Origin of the sequence: Rhodoplanes tepidamans (genome assembly GCF_030813915.1) — a bacterium.
Taxonomy (GTDB): Bacteria; Pseudomonadota; Alphaproteobacteria; order Rhizobiales; family Xanthobacteraceae; genus Rhodoplanes; species Rhodoplanes tepidamans.
Genome location: NZ_JAUSUJ010000011.1, coordinates 103773 through 123968 on the forward strand (window position 1 = coordinate 103773; position 20196 = coordinate 123968).

Sequence of the window (20196 nt, forward strand, 5' to 3'; positions counted from 1 at the left end):
TGACTCTCTGACGGAGTCTCTGTTGCTAGGCGACGGGGCGGCGGCGCCGTCCCGTCCGGCGTCTGGCCGCCAGGTCGTCAGCTCGGCAGGTCGGCCGGGTCGAGCGGCACCGGGACCGGCTTCTTCAGCTTGGCGGAGAGGTCGAGCGCCTTGGTCAGCATCAGGTTCCGATGCGCCTCGGCGGCCGTGGCGGCGACCGTCGGGATGCCGAGCGCCATGCGGTTGAGCCACGACATGGTCTCCTCGGCCATCGGGCCGCGCAGCTCGCCCATCGCCATGTCGCCGGGCGGATAGCTGCCCATGAAGTCGACCAGCCGGCGTTCGTCCGGATTGTAGCCTTCCGACTGCGGCTTGGAGACCGCGAGGATGATGTCGCGATGGGTGTCGTCGATGGTCAGCACGCCGGTGGTGCCGGCGATGCCGACCTCGAGGCTGTACACGGCGGCCGGCCAGGTCACCGGCATGGCCCAGGAGATGTTCAGATGGTAGATGGTGCCGTCCGAGAACATGATCATCCCGGCAGTCGCGTCGATGCCCTGGTAGAGCGGCCCCAGCACCTTGTCGACCGAGCGGGCGTAGACCTCGGTCGGGGTCTTGCCGTCCAGGCACCACATGCAGATGTCGAGGGCGTGGGTGCCGGAGATGACGAGCGGGGAGATCGTCGACGGATCGTCGGTGCGCTTGTAGTTGTCGATCGCGACGAGGCGGTTCATGAAGGCGCGCGAGGTGACCAGCTCGACCTCGCCCAGTGCGCCGGACTGGCATTTCTCCCGGGCGGCGAGCCAGCGGCGGCGGAACCGCTGGGTGTAGCCGACCACCGCGTCGAGCCTGGCCTTCTCGATCTCGGCCAGCACCGTGGCCGAGGCGCCCAGATCGGTGGCGAGCGGCTTCTCGATCAGCATCGGCAGGCCACGCTCCACCGCCGCCATGATCGGGTCGATGTGGAGGTGCTCGTCCGTCGCGATGATGACGCAGTTGACCTCGGGCCGGGCCAGGAGCTCGCGATGGCTGTTGGTGACGAAGTCGGCGCCGATCTTCTCGGCCACCGAGGCGGCACGGTTGGGATTGAGCTCGGCGATTCCGATCCACTCGACGGAGGGATGGCGGGTCGCGACCTCGCCCCGGAACAGGCCGACACGTCCGGCACCGACGATCGCGAGTCCGAGTTTCTTCGGCGTCCGACCCTTCATGGCAACCCCCGATTTTTCTTGAGACGTTGATCGAGGTCATCACGCGGTCCAGATGCCGTCAACGGCCCGGCTAGACCTGTCATGCAGAGCTTCCATGTTCAGATGCAGCACTCCGGCGCGCCAAACGGCACGGCCGGTCACGGCAGCCGACACGCCGGAGCCGCGGCACGCCGCCCGCCGCGGCACCCGCCGGAGCCGCATCGGCCGCTGGACGCCCCCGCCGGCGGGACGGTAAGGAAGGTTCCGAGCCAGGAGGCGCCGTCGGGGCGTGCCCTCCGGTCGCAAACCCCTTGTCTCGCCGGAGGAACGACGTGACCGATCTGGTCGGATGCCGCCGCGACCGCGACGTCGCGGTGATCACGATCGACAATCCGCCCGTCAACGCCCTGAAGGCGGAGGTGCGGGCCGGCCTGATGGCCGCCATTGCTGCGGTGCAAGATGATCCGGACGTGGCCGCGGTGGTGATCCGCTGCGCCGGGCGCACCTTCGTGGCCGGGGCGGACATCTCCGAGTTCGGCAAGCCGCCGCTCGCGCCGCTCCTGCCGGACGTGATCAGGGCCGTGGAGGAGAGCCGCAAGCCGGTGGTCGCGGCTCTGCACGGCACCGCGCTCGGCGGCGGGCTGGAGATCGCGCTCGCCTGTCATCATCGCGTCGCGGTGCCGGGCACCCGCATGGGCCTGCCCGAGATCCGGCTCGGCCTGATCCCGGGCTCCGGCGGCACCCAGCGGCTGCCGCGGCTGGTCGGGCCGGACCGCGCCTTCGCCATGGTGCTGACCGGTGATCCGATCGACGCCGAGACGGCGCTGGCGGAGGGGCTGGTGGACGCGATCGTGGCGGACACCGAGGCGGCGGCGGTCGCCTTCGCCCGCACCGTGGCGGCGCACGGCGCGCCGGTCCGCACCCGCGACCGCACCGAGAAGATCGCCGAGGCCGCGGCGAAGCCCGAGACGCGCGAGGCGCTGGTGGCCCGTCACGCCCCGAAGGCGGACGGGCGCGAGGCGCCGCCGGCCGCGGTGGCGGCGCTGTGCGCCGCGCTCACGCTGCCGTTCGACGAAGGGCTGGCGCGCGAGCGCGCCCTGTTCGTGAGCCTGCGCGACGGCGACCAGTCGGCCGCCTATCGGCACCTGTTCGCCGCCGAGCGCGAGGCCGCGCGGCTCGACCTGCCGGCCGGCGTCGCGGCGAGAAAGCCCGCCCGGGCCGCCGTGATCGGCGCCGGCACCATGGGGGCCGGCATCGCCACCTGCTTCGCCAATGCCGGCATCCCGGTCACCATGGTCGACGTCTCGCCCGAGAGCCTGGCACGCGGCAGCGAGACCATCCGCAAGACCTGGGCCGGCGCGGTGGCGCGCGGGAAGATGACACAGGCCGAGATGGACCGGCGGCTCGGCCTGCTCGCCACCGGCACGGCGCTCGCCGACGTCGCCGGCAGCGAGGTGGTGGTCGAGGCGGCGATCGAGGAGATGACGGTGAAGCGCGACATCTTCGCGACGCTCGACACCATCGTTCCGGACGCCGTGCTGGCCACCAACACCTCTTATCTGGACATCGACGACATCGCGCAGGCGACCACACGGCCGCGGCAGGTGGTCGGCCTGCATTTCTTCAGCCCGGCGCCGGTGATGAAGCTGGTCGAGGTGGTGCGCGCCAGGGAGACGTCGCCCGAGGTGCTGGCGACCGCCGTGTCGCTCGCCCGCACGCTCGGCAAGACGCCCGTGGTGGTCGGCGTCTGCCACGGCTTCGTCGGCAACCGCATGCTGCGGGTGCGGAGCACCGAGGTCGAACGCCTGCTGCTGGCCGGCGCGCTGCCGCAGGACATCGACGGCGCGCTGACCGGATTCGGCTTCGCCATGGGGCCGTGCGCGGTGGGCGATCTCTCCGGGCTCGACATCGCCTGGCGGATGCGCAAGGCGCAGGGCGCGCGCGCCGAGATCGCCGACCGGCTGTGCGAGGCGGGGCGCCTCGGCCAGAAGACCGGCCGCGGCTATTTCCGCTACGAGCCGGGCTCGCGCACGCCGCTGCCCGATCCGGAGGTCGAGGCCCTGATCGTCGCGACCTCGCAGGCGCTCGGCGTCGCGCGGCGCCGCTTCTCGGCCGACGAGATCGTCGAGCGCCTGCTGCTGCCGATGGTCAACGAGGGGGCCCGAATCCTCTCGGAAGGGATCGCGCAGCGGGCCGCCGACATCGACGTGATCTGGGTGAACGGCTACGGCTTCCCGGCGTATCGCGGCGGTCCGATGTACTGGGCCGACCGGCTCGGCCTCGCGCATGTCCGCGACCGCCTGACGGCGATCGCGGCCGAGACCGGAGAGCCGTCGCACGCCCCGGCGCCCCTGCTGGTCGACCTAGCGCGCGCCGGGGCGGGATTCGCGGACGCGCCGCGCCCCGGAGTGACGGCGAACTGATCAACCGGAAACACTGTGACGGATTACCCCGCCGCGGTCGCGCGGAGCACCAGCGTGGCGCCGGAGGCGATCAGGATCACGTAGATGATCCGCAGGAACTGATCACGTGTCAGGCGCAGCGTGACGTGATGGCCGGCCCAGGTGCCGAGCAGCATGCCGGGCACCAGCAGCACGGCGAGGACCAGGAGCCTGCCGTCGGTGTAGAGGCCGGCCAGGGCGAAGATGCTCGCGCGGGTCAGCGTCGACAGCCCGATCAGCGCACTCTGGGTGGCTCGGATGGCGTCCTTGTCGGCGAGCCGGCGGCCCAGATAGATGGCGTAGATGAAGCCGCCGCTGCCGAACATCGCGCTGACGATGCCGCCGATGCCGCCGAACGGCAGCACCCAGCCGCGCGACAGCCGGCCCTGCGGCGGGCGCGCGAGGAGCGCGTACACGGCGTAGGCGACGACGAAGAGGCCGAGCGCCAGCATCATCGGACGTGGCGGCACGATCATCAGCAGCCAGGCGCCGACCAGACTGCCCGCCACCATCAGCGGCACCAGCGAGAACAATTCGTCGCGTGCCACCTTGTCACCGATGCGCAGCCCGTTGACGATCGCGGCGGCGCAGTCGAGCAGCGCGAGCGTCGGCACGATCGCGGCGACCGGCATGGCGTGCGCCAGCACCGGCGCCGCGATCAGGGCGGTGCCGAATCCGGCGATCCCGAAGATCACGTAGGCGAGCGCCACGGTCGGCAGCGCGACGGCGATCTGATCCAGCGAGGGAAGCGCGTCGAAACCCATCGCCGGTGGTCCACGGTGGCAGGAGGGGCGGCAGGAGGAGGCGTCTCCTTTGGCACGCACGCCGGACCGGCGCAATCGCGGGCGGCCGCCCCGGCCGTGGCGCGGATTCGTCGCCGGCTCCGCAAGCGCCTGGGTTCCTTGGGGATATTCCAGTTCTCGACAGCCACTTGTGGCACTGTCGACCCGCCGTCCACCGCGACTCCGGCCTGCCCGCCGCGCTATTGACGCGGCCCGGACCGGTCCCTATCGTCCGCGCGCCGTCGCCCAGGGTGAGCGCCGAGCGTCGTTTCCCCGAGTCGGACCGTTCCATGCCGCTGAACGATCTCGTCGCGCCGCAAGCGGTCATTCCGGCGCTCAAGGTCAACAACAAGAAGCAGGCCCTGCAGGAGCTCGCCGAACGCGCCGCCGAACTCACCGGTCGGACGGAGCGCGAGATCCTCGAGGTGCTCATGCAGCGCGAGCGGCTGGGCTCGACCGCGATCGGCAACGGCATCGCGATTCCGCACGGCAAGCTGCCGCGGCTCGACAAGCTGTTCGGTCTGTTCGCGCGACTCGACCGGCCGATCGACTTCGAGGCGCTCGACGGCCAGCCGGTCGATCTCGTCTTCCTGCTGCTCGCGCCGGAAAGCGCCGGCGCCGATCACCTGAAGGCGCTGGCGCGCGTCGCCCGCATGCTGCGCGAGCCGGAGATCACCCGCATGCTGCGCGATTCGCAGGATCGCGAGGCGCTCTACGCGGTGCTGGCGATGCCGCCGCCGGTGTGCTGACGCGGCCGGCTCCCCCGCGCGAATCCCGTCGCGAATCCCGTCCTCGAAACGACGATGCCCGGCACGGTGGCCGGGCATGTCGATATCGGTCGGACGACGGGTCGGGCGCGCCGATGCGGCGCGCCGCCGGTCGGGTCAGTGGACGCTCACCGCCTCGAGCTCGTGGCTCCAGGCGTTGGCGACCGCCGCCTCGCGGCTGTCGGTGATCATGATCGGCGTGCCGTCCGCGGCGTGCAGGGCGAACAGGCGAAGGCCGGGCGCCACCTGGGGCGCCTGCGGGAACAGGGTGGGCAGATCCTCGGAGCGGATCGGCTTCACATAGGCGATGCGGCCGTCACCGAGATGCGCCAGCGCCTCCGGCGTGATGGCGGTCTGGCGGGGGGTGGTTTCGTTGTTCATGGCCCTCGACTCCTTACTTTTCTGGCTTTGCCGAGTCCTGTGCGTGACCGTCAGTCGGTGTCCCTGATGGCGATCGATCGCACCACGCGCGCCGGTTCTGGACGCGCCAGGTCGATCGACAGCAGGCCGTTCCTGAGGTCGGCCCCCAATACCTCCATCCCGTCAGCCAGCAGGAAGGTCCGCTGGAACTGTCGTGCGGCGATGCCGCGATGCAGATACTGGCGTGTCTTGTCCTCCTGCTGCCGGCCCCGGATCAGGAGCTGGCTTTCCTCGACCGTGACGTCGAGCTGCTCCCGGGTGAAGCCGGCCACCGCCAGGGTGATGCGCAGCCGCTCGGGCTGCCCGTCGCCGCCGGCGACCCGCTCGATGTTGTACGGCGGATACCCGTCGGCGCCCTTTGTCACCCGGTCGAGTGCCCGCTCGATCTCGTCGAAGCCGAGCAGAAAAGGGCTGGAGAGCGAAGACACACGCGACATGGTCTCAAAGTCCTGTGCAGCGACTTTGGGTTCGAGGCCCTTGCGGCGCCCCATCCGGCCCCGGCAGCCCACGGGCCTGCCTGTTCCGGACACCACAGAATATGGTCAGAACTTTTAAGGGTTCAAGAACGGCGACGCTGCAACTGCGAAGGTTCGGCCCGGCGCGAGGGGAGGGGACGCCCGGCAAACCCGCCTCCGGCGCATTCCAGCCGCTCCCGGCGGCCCCCTGCCACGGCGGCGTCCGAAGGAGTAGAGCGGTTCCGGCGGATTCAACGGGAGGGCGACCATGCGGATCGCGGTGATGGGATCGGGCGGGCTCGGCGGCTTCTTCGGCGGGCGGCTCGCCAAGGGCGGGGCGGACGTCGTCTTCATGGCGCGCGGCGCCCATCTCGCCGCCCTGAAGGCGACTGGGCTGACCATCGAGAGCCCCGAGGACCCGTTCACGCTGCCCGCCGTCCAGGCGACCGACGACCCGGCCACGATCGGGCCCGTCGACCTCGTCCTGTTCACCGTGAAGCTGTGGGACACCGAGGCGGCGGCCCGCGCCATCGCCCCGATCGTCGGCCCGCGGACCGCCGTGGTGTCGCTGCAGAATGGCGTCCAGAAGGACGACATGCTGCGTCCGATCCTCGGCGACAACGCCTTGATGGGAGCGATCGCCCAGATCTCGACGACCATCGCCCGCCCGGGCGTCATCGCCCAGACCGGCACCATGCAGCGGCTCGTCTTCGGCGAGTTCGACGGCGCCCGCTCCGAGCGCGCCGAGCGGTTCCTGGCGGCCTGTCTCGCCGGCGGCATCAAGGCCGAGATCTCGACCGACATCACCCGCGAGATCTGGCAGAAGTTCGTGTTCCTGGTCGGCCTGTCGGCGCTCACCTGCGCGACCCGCTGCACCATCGGGCCGGTGCGCGAGAACCCCCACACGCGGGCCATGCTGCTCGGCGTGATGGAGGAGGTGGTGGCGGTCGGCCGCGCCCATCGGGTCGCGGTGCCGGAGGACTTCGCGGCCGAGCGGCTCGCCTTCATCGACACCCTGCCGGCCGGGATGGTCGCGTCGATGTTCCACGATCTCGCCGCTGGACGGCGGCTGGAGCTGCCCTGGCTGTCGGGCGGGGTGGTCGACCTCGGCGCCGCCGTCGGGGTGCCGACCCCGCTCAACCGGGCGATCCGCGACGTCCTGGTTCTCCACGCCGACGGCCGTCCGGCCTGATCTGGCCGGTTCGGGCTAGGGCGAGCGGGCGGGTTTTCGTCCGCTCCCGTCCGGTCGCGGAGAGCGTCCGCCGCGGCGCGCCACCTGGGCGTGCGGTAGCGCACTGCCGTCCGATTTCTGCTTCAATCCTGTGGTCCCGGTCGTGCGACAATGTCGTGCTTTTCCGGGGAGGTGGACATCTTGCGCGCCCGCACAGCGACTCTCGCCGCGCTGCTCGCCCTCGTGGCGGCCGCGGTTCCGGCCTCGGCCCAGACCGGCCGTTTCGGCTCGGTGGAGACCCTGAAGATCGACGACCAGCCCGGCTACGTGCCCGACGACGAGCGGCTGCCGCCCTCGCTGCAGCGTCAGCTGGTGTTCTTCCGCACCACCGAGCCGCCCGGCACCATCATCGTCCACACCTCGGAGCGCTTCCTCTACGTCGTCCAGGGCAACAACCGGGCGCTGCGCTACGGCATCGGAGTGGGCCGCGACGGGTTCCAGTGGCAGGGCCTCAAGACGATCGTGCGCAAGGCCGAATGGCCGGACTGGACGCCGCCGCCCGAGATGATCGAGCGCCAGCCCTACCTGCCGCGCTTCATGGCCGGCGGCCCCGGCAATCCGATGGGCGCCCGCGCCCTCTATATCGGCGGCACCGTCTACCGCATCCACGGCACGAACCAGCCGCAGACCATCGGGCATGCCGTCTCGTCCGGCTGCTTCCGCCTCGTCAATTCCGACATCGAGGACCTCTACGAGCGCATCCCGGTCGGCACCCGGGTCGTCGTACGCCAGGCCCCGGAGCTCTGAGCCATGACCCTGCCGATCAAGACCGCCGCCGCGGCGGCGACCCTCGCGCTCGTCCTCGCGCCGGCCGCGGGCGCCGGCGCCCAGACCCTCGACGCCGTCAAGGCGCGCGGCACCCTCGTGTGCGGCGTCAGCGAGGGGCTTCCCGGCTTCTCGGCCAGGGACGACAAGGGCGCCTGGAAGGGCTTCGACGTCGACTTCTGCCGCGCGCTGGCGGCGGCGATCTTCGACGACCCGGCCAAGGTCCGCTTCGTGCCGCTCGACGCCGACACGCGGTTCGCCGCCCTGAAGGCGGGCGAGATCGACGTGCTGTCGCGCAACTCGACCTGGACGCTCGCCCGCGAGGCCGAGCTGAAGATCGTGTTCCCGGCCACGACCTACTACGACGGCCAGGGCTTCATGGTGCGCCGGAGCCTCGGCGCGCAGTCGCCGCTCGACTTCAAGGACGTCAAGGTCTGCGTCCGCGAGGGCACCACCAATGTCCGCAACGCGACCGACTGGTTCCGGGCGAACGACGTCAAGGCGACGCTGGTCCCGGTGGCGAACGCGCGCGAGGCCGCGCGGGGCTACGACGAGGGCCGCTGCCAGGTGCTGACCAGCGACATCTCGCAGCTCCACGCCGAGCGCGCCGGCCTGAAGACGCCGGCCGATCACGTCATCCTGCCCGACGTGATCTCCAAGGAGCCGCTCGGTCCGGCGGTGCGCCAGGGCGACGACCGCTGGGCGCTCCTGGTCAAGTGGGTGCACTTCGCCATGCTGAACGCCGAGGAGCTCGGCGTGACGGCGCAGACGCTCGACCGCGCCCGGGCATCCGAGAAGCCCGAGATCAAGCGCCTCGTCGGCACCGACGGCGATCTCGGCGGCCAGCTCGGCCTGACCCGGGACTGGGTGGTGCGGATCGTGCGGCATGTCGGCACCTACGGCGACGTGTTCGAGCGCAATGTCGGAACGGCGACGCCGCTCGGCATTCCGCGCGGTCTCAACCATCTGTGGACCACGGGCGGAATTCAGTACGCGCCGCCGCTGCAGTAAGGCGACGGTAAGGTTTTAGGACGACCACGCGTGACGTTCTGCGAGCCCGATGATCGGGCTCGCCCTGCTCTCGCCGCGATCGGAGACCAGGAAAGAGACGGGGAACGACCGTGGCGCTCGGGGCGTCGCGGTGGCACGCGGGATACGAATTCGATGGAGTCGAACCACACGGCGATGTCGCGCCGGGGATTTGTGCGCGCCTGCGGCGCGGCGGGAGCCGCGCTGGCGCTCGCCGGCTGCGCCGGCATCGGCACCGATGCGCCGGCCTACGACGCGTCCGCCCTGACGACGCAGCCGACCCTGATGGTCGCCACCAACCGTCGTGCCGCCAACGGCGCCCAGGCGGCGCCGTGGTTCGGCACCGAGCGCGGGCCGATGACCATCGCGCGCGCCCGCCTCGTGCCGCCCGACTCCAGCCGCTTCTCGCTCGCCTCGGTCGGCCTGTCCGACTGGAAGCTCGCGGGAATCGACCGGGTCGGGCAGGTCGACGACCTGTTCCGCGGCATGCCGACCGGGCGCGACATACTGCTCTACGTCCACGGCTACAACACCACCTTCGAGACCGCCGCGCTCGACGCCGTGAAGCTCTCCGACGGCGTCAGCTTCCGCGGCGCCACCATGCTGTTCTCGTGGCCGTCGCGGGCCAAGCTGCTCGACTACGGCTACGACCGCGAAAGCGCGATGTGGTCGCGCGACTCGCTCGAGCGGGTGCTCGACCAGATGATCGTCAGCCCGACGGTCGGTCGCATCAACATCGTGGCGCACTCGATCGGCACCATGCTGACGCTGGAGGCGCTGCGTCAGGTCTATGCGCGCCGGGGCGACGATCTCGTCACCCGCATCGGCGCCATCGTGTTCGCCTCGCCCGACATCGACATGGACGTGTTCGTCTCCTCGGTCGGGCGGATCGGCGGCCTCGCCGAGAAGATCACCGTCGTGACGGCGACCAACGACCGCGCGCTCGCGGTGTCGCGGATCATCGCCGGCGGCGTCACCCGGGTCGGGGCGGCCGAGAAGGCGCAGCTGGAAGGCATCGGCATCCGGGTCATCGACGCCTCGGAGACGGGCTTCGGCGTGATCAACCACGACCTGTTCCTGTCGAACGAGTCGATCCGCGGCGTCATCCGCCGCGCGATCGAGCAGGGAACCTACGGCAGCGTACCGATGTCGGGCGGTCCGGTGCCGGGCGGTCCCGCCGGCAGCTATGGCGGCAGCGCCTACGGTGGTGGTGGCGGATACGGCGCCGCCACGTCCGGCAGCGCCCATGCGGAGCCGCCGCGGCCGGGCGCCGCCGCGCTGCAGCCCTACTGATCACACCGCGTCCAGACTGCATCTGATCACGACGCCGCCGGCGCGCCGGGCGGTACGGCCGTGCGACCGCGCCGGTGCCCGAGCGCCGCGCCCGGTCTCATCATGCCGTGGCGAAGCGCGGACGGGCTTCGCCGCCGTTCCGTCGCCGCACCGCGCCCGCCCGATTCCGCCCTCCGACCGCTCGACGCACGGAACGCCGCTCCCGACTTTGGATTGATCTCACGGCGAGGCGAGCCCGCCACATCCGGACAATCCATCGCGTACGACGCGCAGACGAGGAGAACGGCTTTGTTCCTGCATCAACGCAAGCTGCAATACAACGCCCGGCCGGACGCGCCGGACCCGATCTTCGCCAAGATGCTGCAGGAGCCGCTCGGCGGGCAGTGGGGCGAGATCAGCGTGATGATGGCCTATCTGTTCCAGGGCTGGAACTGCCGCGGCCCGGCCAAGTACCGCGACATGATCATCGACATCGCCACCGAGGAGATCGGCCATGTCGAGATGCTCGCCACCATGATCGCCCGCCTGCTCGAGACCTCGCCCGTCGAGGCGCAGGAGGACATGGCGAAGAACTCCCTGGTCGGCGCCGTGATGGGCGGGGCCCGTATCGAGGACGCGATCGTCGCCGGCATGAATCCGCAGCACGTCATCGTCTCCGGCTCCGGCTCGCGGCCGACCGACTCGATCGGCAACCCGTGGACCTCGACCTACATCGTCGCCAGCGGCAATCTCCTCGCCGACTTCCGCTTCAACGTGACGGCCGAGAGCCAGGGCCGCCTGCAGGTCTGCCGGCTCTACAACATGACCGAGGACAAAGGCGTGCGCGACATGCTGTCGTTCCTGATCGCGCGCGACACCATGCACCAGAACCAGTGGCTCGCCGCCATCGCCGAGCTCGAGGCGGAGGGCTTCGACGAGACGCCGGTGCCGGCCAAGTTCCCCCAGGAGCTGGAGAAGGGCGACGTCGCCTACCAGTTCATCAACGCCTCCGACAGCGGCGAGAGCAGCAAGGGCCGGTGGGCCAAGGGGGCCTCGGTGGACGGCAAGGGCCAGTTCAGCTTCACCAAGATCAAGCCGCTGACCGACGACGACGGCCGGCTCGGCCAGGTCGATCCGCGCACCTACGGAACGCCGGCCGTGCCGGTGCCAGCCAAGGCCGCCGAGTAGCCTCCGACTCGGTCGTCCGGGGCAGGGGATCGGCCCGCGCGGCCGGTCCCCGCTCTCTCGTGCCGCACCCGCATTGTCGACGCTGCGGGTGCTCGTTATGGTTCCGTGCCGGCCCGTGATCCGCATTCCTGCGGCGGGCCATCCGCACGGGGCGCCTGATGCCGAGTTCCATCGGACCACGACCCAGCCGGGCCGCGATCCGGTCTGCCTTGCTCGGTCTCCTGCTGATCGCCGCCACGGCCTTCGCCCTCCTGGCTCCGGCCCGGGCCGCGCGGGCCAGCGAGGCGCGCACCGCCCTCGTCGTCGGCAACGGCGCCTACGGCTTCGCCCCGCTCGCCAATCCGGCGAACGACGCGACCGACGTCGCGGCGGCGTTGCGCGGCGCCGGCTTCGACGTGACGCTTCTCACCGACACGGACCGGGCGGCCCTGGAGGCGGCGGTGCGGCGCTTCGGCCAGCGGCTGAAGGAGCGCGGTGGCGTCGGCCTCTTCTTCTTCGCCGGGCACGGCGTCCAGGTCGGCGGCGAGAACTACATCGTCCCGGTCGGTGCGCGCGCGCCCGCCCCGGAGGAGCTGAGGTCGGCCTCGCTCGCCGCCTCCGAGGTGGTGGACGCCATGGCGGAGGCCGGCAACGCGCTCAACATCGTGGTGCTGGACGCCTGCCGCGACAACCCGATTCCCGGCACCGACACCAAGGGGCTGTCGCGCATCGACAGCGGCGCGCGGCTGTTCGTCTCCTTCTCGACCTCCCCGGGGGCGGTCGCACTCGACGGCGAGGGACGCAACAGTCCCTACAGCAAGCATCTCGTCCAGGCGCTGCAGACGCCGGGCCTCGCGCTCGAGGACACCTTCAAGCGCACCCTCAAGGGTGTGTACCAGGAGACCGGCGGCCGGCAGACGCCGTGGCTCTCGTCCTCCTTCTTCGGCGACTTCGTCTTCCGCGACGCTCCGGCGGCGGGCGGTGCATCGTCCACCGCGGACCGGCGGGAGCGGCCTGCGGTCCGTCCGGGCGTCGCCCCGCAGGTCGCCGGCATCTACCGGGCGGAGGGCCGCAACCCGGACGGCACGCGCTACCGCGGCATGGCGGCGCTGCAACCGGACGGCGCGCGCATGCGCTTCACCTGGTGGATCGGCAACCAGGTCTATCGCGGGACCGGCGAGTTCGCCGGCCGCATGCTGGTGGTCGACTGGGGCGAGAAGCATCCGGTCGTCTACACGCTCGATTCCGGCCCCGTGCTCGAGGGCGAGTGGGCCGACGGCACGGCGACCGACCGGCTCGTCCCGTTCGGCCTCGCCGCCGGCACTCCCGTGGCACCCCCGCAGGGCCGCTATCGGGTCGCCGGGCGTAACGCCGACGGCAGCCGCTACAGCGGCAGCGCGACGCTGCGGCCCGACGGCGACCGCATCCGGCTGAGCTGGCGGGTCGGGTCGGGCTACCAGGGTACGGGGCGGCTCGCCGGCAACGTGCTCACCGTCGACTGGGGCGGGGCGACCCCGATCGTCTACGGGCTCGGCGCGGACGGCATCCTCCGGGGGCTGTGGGACGCCGGCCGGGCCGAGGAGGTTCTGACCCGCGAGTGAGCCGGTTCGAGCGGCGGTCATGCCGGCCCTGCCATACGGAGGCCCCAGGGCCTGCCGCGATGTGCTATCGGACCCGCGTCCGCCGCGCGCTGGAGACCCCCGTGTTCCGAAACGCCGACGTCAACCGGCTGGCCGTGCATGCCGGGCTGCGCCAGTTCGCCTGGGGGCTCGCCGGGATCTTCTTCTTCGCCGTGCTGCTGCGGGCCGGTCTTTCGCCGGCCGCCGCCTTCCTGGTCCTCGCCGCGATGCTGGCGCTGCGCTTCGCCACCCGGCCGGTCGCCTTCGCCCTGATCCGCGGCTTCGGCGTGCGAACCGCCATGCTGGTCGGCTGCGTTCTGTTCGCTGCCCAGTTCCCGGTGCTGGCGCTGGTCGATGCCGGCCGGATGTGGACCATCGCCGCCTATGTGCTCGCGGTGGCGCTCGCCGACGTCACCTACTGGACCTGCTATCACGCCGTGTTCGCGGCGGCCGGCGATCTCGGCGAGCGCGGCGCCCAGGTCGGGGTGCGCACCGTCGTGATGGTCGCGGCCGACACGGTCGCCCCGGTGGTCGGCGGCCTGCTGCTGACCTGGCATCCGGCCGCCGCCTTCGCGGCGGCGACCATTGTCGCCCTCGTCGCCATCGTGCCGTTCCGGGCGGTTCCGGCGCCGCCCGTCGACCTCTCCGGCGATCACGGCGTTGCGCCCTTCCGCGACGGGGTGCGGCTGTTCGCCACCGACGGCTTCCTGATGTGCGGCTTCGCCGTCACCTGGGGCCTGATCATGTTCGAGGCGTTCGACCGCCGCTTCGACGCCTTCGGCGGGCTTCTCGGCGCGGCGGCGCTCGCCGGGGCGGTCGGCGGCCTGCTGCTCGGCCGGCTGATCGACGCCGGCCACGCGGCGCGGGCCGTTTGGCTCAACCTCGCCGCCATGACGGTCGTGGTGCTGCTGCGCGTCGGTCTCGCCGGCACGCCGACCGGGGTCGTGGTCGCGGCACTCGCCTCGATGGCGCTGTTCGGCCTCTACGTGCCGACCGTGATGACCGCCGTCTACAACGCGGCCAAGACCTCGCCCTGCGCGGTGCGGTTCCACTATCTGGCGGAGGCCGGCTGGGACCTCGGCGGCATCGCGGCCTGCCTGGTGACCGCCGGAGCGCTCGCCGCCGGCGTCCCGGCGCGGCTCCTGCTCCTCCTGGCACTGCCGGCGCTCGCCCTCCAGGCCTGGTGGCTGCAGCGGCGCTACGCCGACGAGAACGACGCGCGGCAGCAGGTCGCGGCGGGTGGCGATACGCATCACAGTACCATCCTGGCCGGCCGAATCGATTGAGCGGATCGGCGGCGTCGGTCGCCCGGCGCCCTCGCGAAGCGTCCGGGAGCCTGCGGCAGCGCGGCCGTGCGACCGGGCCCGTGCGTCACGATCCTGCAATCGGTGATCGGCAGCGTGCTCCGCCACCATCGTCGCAGACCCGGATCGTTCGATGCCCAGCGTCCTTCGCTCTCTGCTGCCCGCCGTTCTTCTGATCCTCTCGGCTCTCGCCGCGTCGCCCGCCCCGGCCCAGCCGGCCGCTCCGACCCCCTCGACGCCGCAGGGCGCCGCGGCCCCACCGGAGCTGAAGGTGGCGACCCGGGTGCTGCCACCGCTCGTCGTCGACCAGCATGGCCAGCTCGGCGGCTTCAGCATCGACCTGTGGAACGCGATCGGCGAGCGTCTCGGCGCCAGGACCGCGCTCCAGGTGGCGCCGGACGTGCGGGCGCTGCTGGAGATGGTCCGGTCCGGCAATGCCGACTTCGGCATCTCGGCGATCTCGATCACGGCGGCGCGCGAGAAGGAATTCGACTTCTCGCAGCCGATGCTCAATGCCGGCCTGCAGATCATGATCCGCGGCCAGGGCGCCGGGCAGGGGCAGGACGGGGAGGCCGATCCGCTGCGCGACCTGCTCGGTCTCCTGTTCTCGAAGGCGATCCTGGTCTGGCTCGGCATCGCACTGCTGCTGATCCTGGTGCCGGCCCACGTCGTCTGGCTGCTGGAGCGGCGGCAGAAGGACGGCATCATCCCGACGCCGAGCTACATTCCCGGCATCTTCCATGCGCTCTACTGGGCGGCCGGCACGCTCGTCGCCCAGGGCGAGCAGCAGCCGCGCCAGTGGCTCGCCCGCATCGTCGCGCTGCTGTGGATGTTCACGGGTGTCGTCTTCGTCGCCTTCTACACGGCGCAACTGGCCGCCACCCTCACGGTGCAGCAGATCCAGAGCGGCATCCGCGGTCCCGACGACCTGCCGGGCAAGCGCGTCGCCACCACGCGCGGCAGCACCGCCGCCACCTATCTGCGCCAGATGAACGCCCAGGTGATCGAGGTCGGGCGCATCGACGAGGCCTTCACGGCGCTGGTCGACCGCGAGGTCGACGCCGTCGTGTTCGACGCGCCCGTGCTGCAGTACTACGCGGCGAATGCCGGCAAGGGGCGGGTCCAGATGGTCGGCCCGCTGTTCCGCAAGGAGGACTACGGCATCGTCTTCCCGCAGGGGAGCGCGCTGCGCAAGCAGGTCAACGCCGCGCTGCTGGCGTTGCGCGAGGACGGCACCTACCAGCAGCTCCACGACAAGTGGTTCTCGGTCAAGTAGCCGTGTCTCGGACGGCCTCCGGCTGTTCGATCCGGTGGCCACTGTCGGGCGGCGCGCAGCCCCGAACCCGAAAACCAGCCCGGGCCGGAAAGCTCGCCGTCGGTCCCCCGGGGCTCGACGTCGGCGCGCCCCGGACCGGCGGCGAACGGATCGCCCGAGCCGGGCCTCAGGCCGCGCGCCCGGAATAATGGCCGAGCGGACCGTGCCCGTGCGGCCGGTGATGGTGCGGCCCGTGACGGTGCGCGAACAGCTGCCAGGCGGCGGCCGCGATGGCGGCGACGATCAGGAGCGCGGCCGCGGCCAAGCCGATCTGCGACCAGTCCACGGCCGGAAGGTCCTCCGGGTGCTTCGCCACCAGAAAAGCGAAATGGGTGAGCCGGGCGACGAGGAACAGGCCGCCGATGCTGCCGACGAACACGAGCAGGCCCGCGACGAGTCCGGGTGTCCGATCCGCGTTCATTCCGAAACCTCCGGGATCGACCGGGCCGCTTCGGGCGGCCCGAAGACGATCAGGATGCTAAGCCACGCGGGTGAGGCCGCACATCCGGAGTTTTTGGGAGGCAGCGGCGCATTTTCGAACGGGTGGCCCCACACCGCCGGCCTGCGCAATAATGGTCCGTGATCACGACAGCGGCGGCGACCGGCCGCCAGGGAGGCACGGATGCACGCGCCGGGATTTCTGGATTGTTTCGATCGGCTGGTCGCCTTCGACGCGGAGACCACCGGCAAGCGCGCGCCGGAGGTCGCCTTCGTCCGACGGCAGCCCTCCGGCTGGCGGGCGCCCGGCCTCGTCATCGAGGTCGGCTTCGTCGAGCTCGTCCGCGACGGCGACGGCTGGCGCAAGGGCGACACCTGGCGGACGCTGGTCAATCCGGACGCGCCGATCGAGCCCGCCGCCATCAAGGTGCACGGCATCAAGCCCGCCGACCTGAAATCGGCGCCGCGCTTCCCGGCGATCCTCGACCGGCTGCGCGACTTCGTCGGCGAGGCGCCGATCGTCGCCCACGCCTCGGAGAACGAGCAGAGCTTCCTCGACTACGAGTTCGCCCGCGCCAAGGCGATCGGCTGGGGCGAGAGCGCCTACGAACCGACCCGCTACGTCTGCACCCAGCGGCTCTATGCGCACCTCTTCCCCGGCGCCTCGACCTCTCTCACCGCCATGTGCGACCGCCTCGCCCTCGACGCCAGCGCCCGCGACGACCGCCACGGCGCGCTGCTCGACGCCGACATGACGGCCGACGCGCTGATCCTGCTCGAGCGGATGCTCAAGGACGGCGTCGCGGCCAGCGCCGCGCCGCGCACCTGGACGTTCGGCGGCTGAGGGCGGGCGACCGGAACCTCAATCGTCGTCCGGCGGCGGAACCAGCCAAGCGTCCGGCGGTGCCGTCCCGCCGGCGCCGAGCGAGCGCTGGACCATCACGACGTCGGTCCACCGGCCGTATTTGTAGCCGACCGCCGGCAGGTATCCGACCTGGCGGAAGCCGCAGCGCTCGTGCAGCCGGAGCGAGGGCGCGTTGGCGGAATCGATGTAGGCGATCATCTGCCGATAACCTGCCGCCGCGCAGGCGTCGATCAGGGCCGGCAGCAGGATTCGTCCGATGCCGGCGTGCAGATGGTCCGGATGGACGTAGATCGAGTGCTTGACCGTGTAGCGATAGGCCGGGCGCTTGCGAAACAGCACCGCATAGGCATAGCCGACCACGCCGCCGCCCTTCTCGGCGACCAGATGCGGCAGGCGGTGCCTGCGCATGTTGCGCCGCCGCCGCTTCAGGTCGTCCGGCAGCAGCACGCCGTCCTGTCCCAGGAAAGACGGATCGAGGCCGCGGCGGACGTGGTGCCGGTAGATCGCCAGCATGGTCTCGATGTCGGCATCGGCGGACGGGCGGATGCGGATCGGCTCCGGCGTCGCGGTGGCGGCGGTCGCGGCCGCCGACGGGGCGGGGTCGGGCATGGACGTCACTCGCGAACCACGTAGGTATGGAAGCGGATCGCACCGCTCGCATCGATCTCGCGATAGACGCCCTGGATCTCGGCCTCGAAGCCCGGGAACAGGTTTGCGCTGCGTTCGAATGTCCTCAGATAGTCGATCATCGGGGCGGCCCGGTCGTCCAGGCGCTCGCCCGGGACCACGGTGGCGATGCCGGGCGGATAGACGACGAACAGCGTCGTCGCGATCCGCCCCTGGATGGCATCGATCGGCAGGTAGTCGACATTGTTGCGGACGAGCTCGCGGGCCGCCTCCCGCGGCGTCATCGCCGGCTCCGGCAGATGGCCGGTCGTGAACTGCGCCCGCTGCAGGGCGCTCACGTCGGCGGACCGGAAGAAGGCGTGCATGTCGGCACACAGATCCCGCAGCCGCACCCCGCGATAGCGTCGCGGCCGCGCCGCGACGAACTCCGGCATCGCCTGGTCGAGCAGGACGTTGTCGTCGTGTAGCCGCTTGAACGCGACCAGCGCGCTGACGAGCGTGCCCGCCTTGCTGGCCTCGACGCCCGGGGTGAGGAGGAAGAGCAGCGAGTTGAGGTCGTTCTTCTCGGGCACCACGCGGTTCTCGCGCAGATACTGGGCGACGATCGGGGCCGGGACGCCGTGCGGCTCGTACTCGCCGGTCACGCGGTCGAAGCCCGGCGTCAGCAGCGTCAGCTTGTTCGGATCCGTGATGGCGAATCCGGGCGCGACATGGGAGAAGCCGTGCCACGCCGCGCCGGGCTCGAGCTCCCAGAACCGCGCATGGCCGGCGAGCGCGTCGGTGGCGACGCTCTCCCAGGCGACCTCGTGGAAGCCGCCGCCGGTCGCCGCGTCGGGAAGGCGGACGCGGTCGGGCACGAACGGATCGAAGAACCAGCGGCGCGCCGGGTCGGCCTCCTTGCGCTCGAACTCGGCCCGCACCGCCCGGAGCTTCTTGCGCAGCTCGATGCCGAGCCGGATCGTGTCGTCCCACAGGACCTCGCCGGAGCGGCCCTTCATCATCTGGGCGCCGACGTCGAGCGAGGCGAACAGCGGATAGAACGGCGATGTCGAGGCGTGCTGCAGGACGCTCTCGTTGAAGCGCCGGTGCTCGACGCGACGCCGCTGGCCGCGGATGTGGTTGTCCTTCACGTGGATCTGCGAGGCCTGCGAGAAGCTGGCGAGCTGCTTGTGGGTGGATTGCGTGGCGACGATGCCGGGCGCGCTGTCGTCGAGCCCCTGCAGCCCCATGGCGAATCGGCCGGCGTAAATGGGGTGGAACTTCATGAAGCCGGCCCAGGCCTCGTCGAACAGGATGTAGTCGCACAGCGGCGCGAGCCGCGAGAGGACGAGCTGCGCGTCGTGAATGGTGCCGTCGTAGGTGCACTGCTCGATCACGGCGGCCCGGAACGGCCGCTCGCGCCGCCACGCCTCCGGGTCCCTCACCAGCGGATTGCGGCGGATCGCCTCCCGGATCGCGGTCTCGTCGAGCGCCTCGGGATGGATCGGCCCGATCAGGCCGTAGGCGTTGCGGTCGGTCGGCAGGTAGACCGGGATGCCGCCGCCGAGCAGCAGCGCGCCGTGATGCGCGGCCTTGTGGTTGTTGCGGTCGAACAGCACGAGGTCGCCCTCCGCGACGAGCGCGCCGAGCACGATCTTGTTCGAGGCCGAGGTGCCGTTGAGGACGAAATAGGTCCGCTCGGCCCCGAAGATCGCGGCGGCCTCCTTCTGGGCCTGCAGGGCCGGGCCCTCGTGGGTGAGCAGGTCCCCGAGCTCGAGCACCGAGTTGTCGAGGTCGTCGCGGAACACCGCCTCGCCGAGATGCTCCATGAAAATCCGGCCGACGGGGCTGCGGCTGTAGAAGATGCCGCCGTTGTGGCCCGGGCAGGTCCACAGCTGGTTGCCTTCCTCGGCGTAGTCGACCATGGCGCCGAAGAACGGCGTCTTCAGCGTCTGGGCGTACTGGGTGAGCCGGCTGACCAGGTTGCGTGCGATGAACTCCGGCGTCTCCTCGGCGAGGAAGACGTAGCCGTCGATGAAGTCGAGCACCTCGACCGGCACGTCCTCGAAGCGGGTGCGGCGGACCAGGAGCACGATCGGCATCTCCAGGCCGCGCCGGCGCATCACGTTGATGAGCGACGCCGCCTTGCCTTCCAGCCCCTTCTTGCCCCAGTCGACCACCAGGCAGCCGATGGCGGCATCGGTCTTCACCGCCATCTCGGCGTCCTCGATCCGGCGCGCCCGGACGACCTGGAAGCCGGAGCGCTCGATCGCCGTGATGATCTGCTGGATGCGGAGCCCTTCGAGGTCCTCGGCGTCGAAGCTCGGGGCGGAGAACAGGAACGTGAACCGCTGGATGAAGTTCATGATGGGTGCCGCTCTCGGGGTGGGCCGCACCGTCCCGGGTGAGCATGACAGACGTGTGACGGGTGGGAGCGCCTCTGCTACGCTTGCCGCGGCGACCTGCGATCCGGGCGGGCCGGACGGAGCCGGCCACCCTGCGCCGACCGGCTCACGACGCGATCGGGGGCGGTCGTGGGGGCGGGCGATCA

At 71.3% G+C, this 20196-nt stretch carries 18 protein-coding genes; 11 read left to right on the top strand and 7 right to left on the bottom strand.

Going from position 1 to position 20196, the window contains the following annotated elements; all coding sequences use genetic code 11:
- Window positions 1–77: 77 nt before the first annotated feature.
- On the bottom strand, window positions 78–1190 hold the full coding sequence (locus tag J2S22_RS14605; protein WP_272777727.1) for a Gfo/Idh/MocA family protein: 1113 nt from the start codon (window positions 1188–1190) through the stop codon (window positions 78–80).
- A 311-nt stretch (window positions 1191–1501) separates the two neighbouring features.
- Between J2S22_RS14605 and J2S22_RS14610 the strand changes: the two genes are divergently transcribed.
- Window positions 1502–3592, top strand: coding sequence for a 3-hydroxyacyl-CoA dehydrogenase NAD-binding domain-containing protein (locus tag J2S22_RS14610; protein WP_272777728.1), 2091 nt, complete (start codon window positions 1502–1504; stop codon window positions 3590–3592).
- Between the two features lie 23 nt (window positions 3593–3615).
- Here J2S22_RS14610 and J2S22_RS14615 read toward each other — a convergent pair whose 3' ends face one another.
- Entirely contained in the window at window positions 3616–4374 is a 759-nt protein-coding gene (locus J2S22_RS14615) for a sulfite exporter TauE/SafE family protein (RefSeq protein ID WP_272777729.1), read from the bottom strand.
- A gap of 308 nt (window positions 4375–4682) precedes the next feature.
- Between J2S22_RS14615 and ptsN the strand changes: the two genes are divergently transcribed.
- Window positions 4683–5141, top strand: coding sequence for a PTS IIA-like nitrogen regulatory protein PtsN (gene ptsN, locus J2S22_RS14620; RefSeq protein ID WP_272777730.1), 459 nt, complete (start codon window positions 4683–4685; stop codon window positions 5139–5141).
- 135 nt (window positions 5142–5276) lie between these two features.
- Here ptsN and J2S22_RS14625 read toward each other — a convergent pair whose 3' ends face one another.
- Window positions 5277–5540 carry a BQ00720 family protein gene (locus tag J2S22_RS14625; protein WP_272778059.1) on the bottom strand — a complete coding sequence of 88 codons (264 nt, stop codon included), beginning with the start codon at window positions 5538–5540 and terminating at the stop codon, window positions 5277–5279.
- A gap of 50 nt (window positions 5541–5590) precedes the next feature.
- Complete coding sequence (locus tag J2S22_RS14630) at window positions 5591–6016, bottom strand: Hsp20 family protein (RefSeq protein ID WP_272778058.1); 426 nt, start codon at window positions 6014–6016, stop codon at window positions 5591–5593.
- 286 nt (window positions 6017–6302) lie between these two features.
- Between J2S22_RS14630 and J2S22_RS14635 the strand changes: the two genes are divergently transcribed.
- The 8 genes from J2S22_RS14635 (at window position 6303) to J2S22_RS14670 (ending at window position 15697) form a co-directional block, all read left to right on the top strand.
- Window positions 6303–7226, top strand: a complete 924-nt coding sequence (locus tag J2S22_RS14635) for a ketopantoate reductase family protein (protein ID WP_272778057.1) — start codon at window positions 6303–6305, stop codon at window positions 7224–7226.
- 150 nt (window positions 7227–7376) lie between these two features.
- Window positions 7377–8012: a L,D-transpeptidase gene (locus tag J2S22_RS14640; RefSeq protein WP_272778056.1), complete on the top strand. Its 636-nt coding sequence runs from the start codon at window positions 7377–7379 to the stop codon at window positions 8010–8012.
- 3 nt (window positions 8013–8015) lie between these two features.
- Window positions 8016–9041, top strand: a complete 1026-nt coding sequence (locus J2S22_RS14645; protein ID WP_272778055.1) for an amino acid ABC transporter substrate-binding protein — start codon at window positions 8016–8018, stop codon at window positions 9039–9041.
- Between the two features lie 153 nt (window positions 9042–9194).
- Complete coding sequence (locus tag J2S22_RS14650; protein ID WP_272778054.1) at window positions 9195–10352, top strand: alpha/beta hydrolase; 1158 nt, start codon at window positions 9195–9197, stop codon at window positions 10350–10352.
- Window positions 10353–10640: 288 nt separating this feature from the next.
- Window positions 10641–11519 (top strand): manganese catalase, encoded by an 879-nt coding sequence (locus J2S22_RS14655; RefSeq protein ID WP_272778053.1) that lies wholly within the window; start codon window positions 10641–10643, stop codon window positions 11517–11519.
- A 209-nt stretch (window positions 11520–11728) separates the two neighbouring features.
- Entirely contained in the window at window positions 11729–13099 is a 1371-nt protein-coding gene (locus J2S22_RS14660; RefSeq protein WP_272778052.1) for a caspase family protein, read from the top strand.
- Window positions 13100–13200: 101 nt separating this feature from the next.
- On the top strand, window positions 13201–14403 hold the full coding sequence (locus J2S22_RS14665; protein WP_272778051.1) for an MFS transporter: 1203 nt from the start codon (window positions 13201–13203) through the stop codon (window positions 14401–14403).
- Between the two features lie 151 nt (window positions 14404–14554).
- Complete coding sequence (locus J2S22_RS14670; protein WP_272778050.1) at window positions 14555–15697, top strand: transporter substrate-binding domain-containing protein; 1143 nt, start codon at window positions 14555–14557, stop codon at window positions 15695–15697.
- 166 nt (window positions 15698–15863) lie between these two features.
- On the opposite strand, the gene J2S22_RS14675 is transcribed toward J2S22_RS14670, so the two are convergent.
- Window positions 15864–16157, bottom strand: a complete 294-nt coding sequence (locus tag J2S22_RS14675; RefSeq protein WP_272778049.1) for a hypothetical protein — start codon at window positions 16155–16157, stop codon at window positions 15864–15866.
- A 201-nt stretch (window positions 16158–16358) separates the two neighbouring features.
- On the opposite strand from J2S22_RS14675, the gene J2S22_RS14680 reads away from it, so the two are divergent.
- A complete protein-coding gene (locus tag J2S22_RS14680) occupies window positions 16359–17018 on the top strand; it encodes a 3'-5' exonuclease (protein WP_272778048.1) in 660 nt (219 codons plus the stop codon).
- Between the two features lie 18 nt (window positions 17019–17036).
- Here the strand turns inward: J2S22_RS14680 and J2S22_RS14685 are convergent, their stop codons facing one another.
- The gene (locus J2S22_RS14685) at window positions 17037–17648 is read right to left on the bottom strand and encodes a GNAT family N-acetyltransferase (RefSeq protein ID WP_272778047.1); all 612 of its coding nucleotides are present in this window, start codon (window positions 17646–17648) and stop codon (window positions 17037–17039) included.
- Window positions 17649–17653: 5 nt separating this feature from the next.
- A complete protein-coding gene (locus J2S22_RS14690; RefSeq protein ID WP_272778046.1) occupies window positions 17654–20011 on the bottom strand; it encodes an Orn/Lys/Arg family decarboxylase in 2358 nt (785 codons plus the stop codon).
- Between the last annotated feature and the right edge of the window lie 185 nt (window positions 20012–20196).

What these genes read in the sequence shown, in the direction of transcription:
- J2S22_RS14605 (WP_272777727.1), bottom strand. Translation starts at nt 1,190, where the DNA reads ATGAAGGGTCGGACGCCGAAGAAACTCGGACTCGCGATCGTCGGTGCC.
- J2S22_RS14615 (WP_272777729.1), bottom strand. Translation starts at nt 4,374, where the DNA reads ATGGGTTTCGACGCGCTTCCCTCGCTGGATCAGATCGCCGTCGCGCTG.
- ptsN (WP_272777730.1), top strand. Translation starts at nt 4,683, where the DNA reads ATGCCGCTGAACGATCTCGTCGCGCCGCAAGCGGTCATTCCGGCGCTC.
- J2S22_RS14625 (WP_272778059.1), bottom strand. Translation starts at nt 5,540, where the DNA reads ATGAACAACGAAACCACCCCCCGCCAGACCGCCATCACGCCGGAGGCG.
- J2S22_RS14630 (WP_272778058.1), bottom strand. Translation starts at nt 6,016, where the DNA reads ATGTCGCGTGTGTCTTCGCTCTCCAGCCCTTTTCTGCTCGGCTTCGAC.
- J2S22_RS14635 (WP_272778057.1), top strand. Translation starts at nt 6,303, where the DNA reads ATGCGGATCGCGGTGATGGGATCGGGCGGGCTCGGCGGCTTCTTCGGC.
- J2S22_RS14640 (WP_272778056.1), top strand. Translation starts at nt 7,377, where the DNA reads ATGTCGTGCTTTTCCGGGGAGGTGGACATCTTGCGCGCCCGCACAGCG.
- J2S22_RS14645 (WP_272778055.1), top strand. Translation starts at nt 8,016, where the DNA reads ATGACCCTGCCGATCAAGACCGCCGCCGCGGCGGCGACCCTCGCGCTC.
- J2S22_RS14650 (WP_272778054.1), top strand. Translation starts at nt 9,195, where the DNA reads ATGGAGTCGAACCACACGGCGATGTCGCGCCGGGGATTTGTGCGCGCC.
- J2S22_RS14670 (WP_272778050.1), top strand. Translation starts at nt 14,555, where the DNA reads ATGCCCAGCGTCCTTCGCTCTCTGCTGCCCGCCGTTCTTCTGATCCTC.
- J2S22_RS14675 (WP_272778049.1), bottom strand. Translation starts at nt 16,157, where the DNA reads ATGAACGCGGATCGGACACCCGGACTCGTCGCGGGCCTGCTCGTGTTC.
- J2S22_RS14680 (WP_272778048.1), top strand. Translation starts at nt 16,359, where the DNA reads ATGCACGCGCCGGGATTTCTGGATTGTTTCGATCGGCTGGTCGCCTTC.
- J2S22_RS14685 (WP_272778047.1), bottom strand. Translation starts at nt 17,648, where the DNA reads ATGCCCGACCCCGCCCCGTCGGCGGCCGCGACCGCCGCCACCGCGACG.
- J2S22_RS14690 (WP_272778046.1), bottom strand. Translation starts at nt 20,011, where the DNA reads ATGAACTTCATCCAGCGGTTCACGTTCCTGTTCTCCGCCCCGAGCTTC.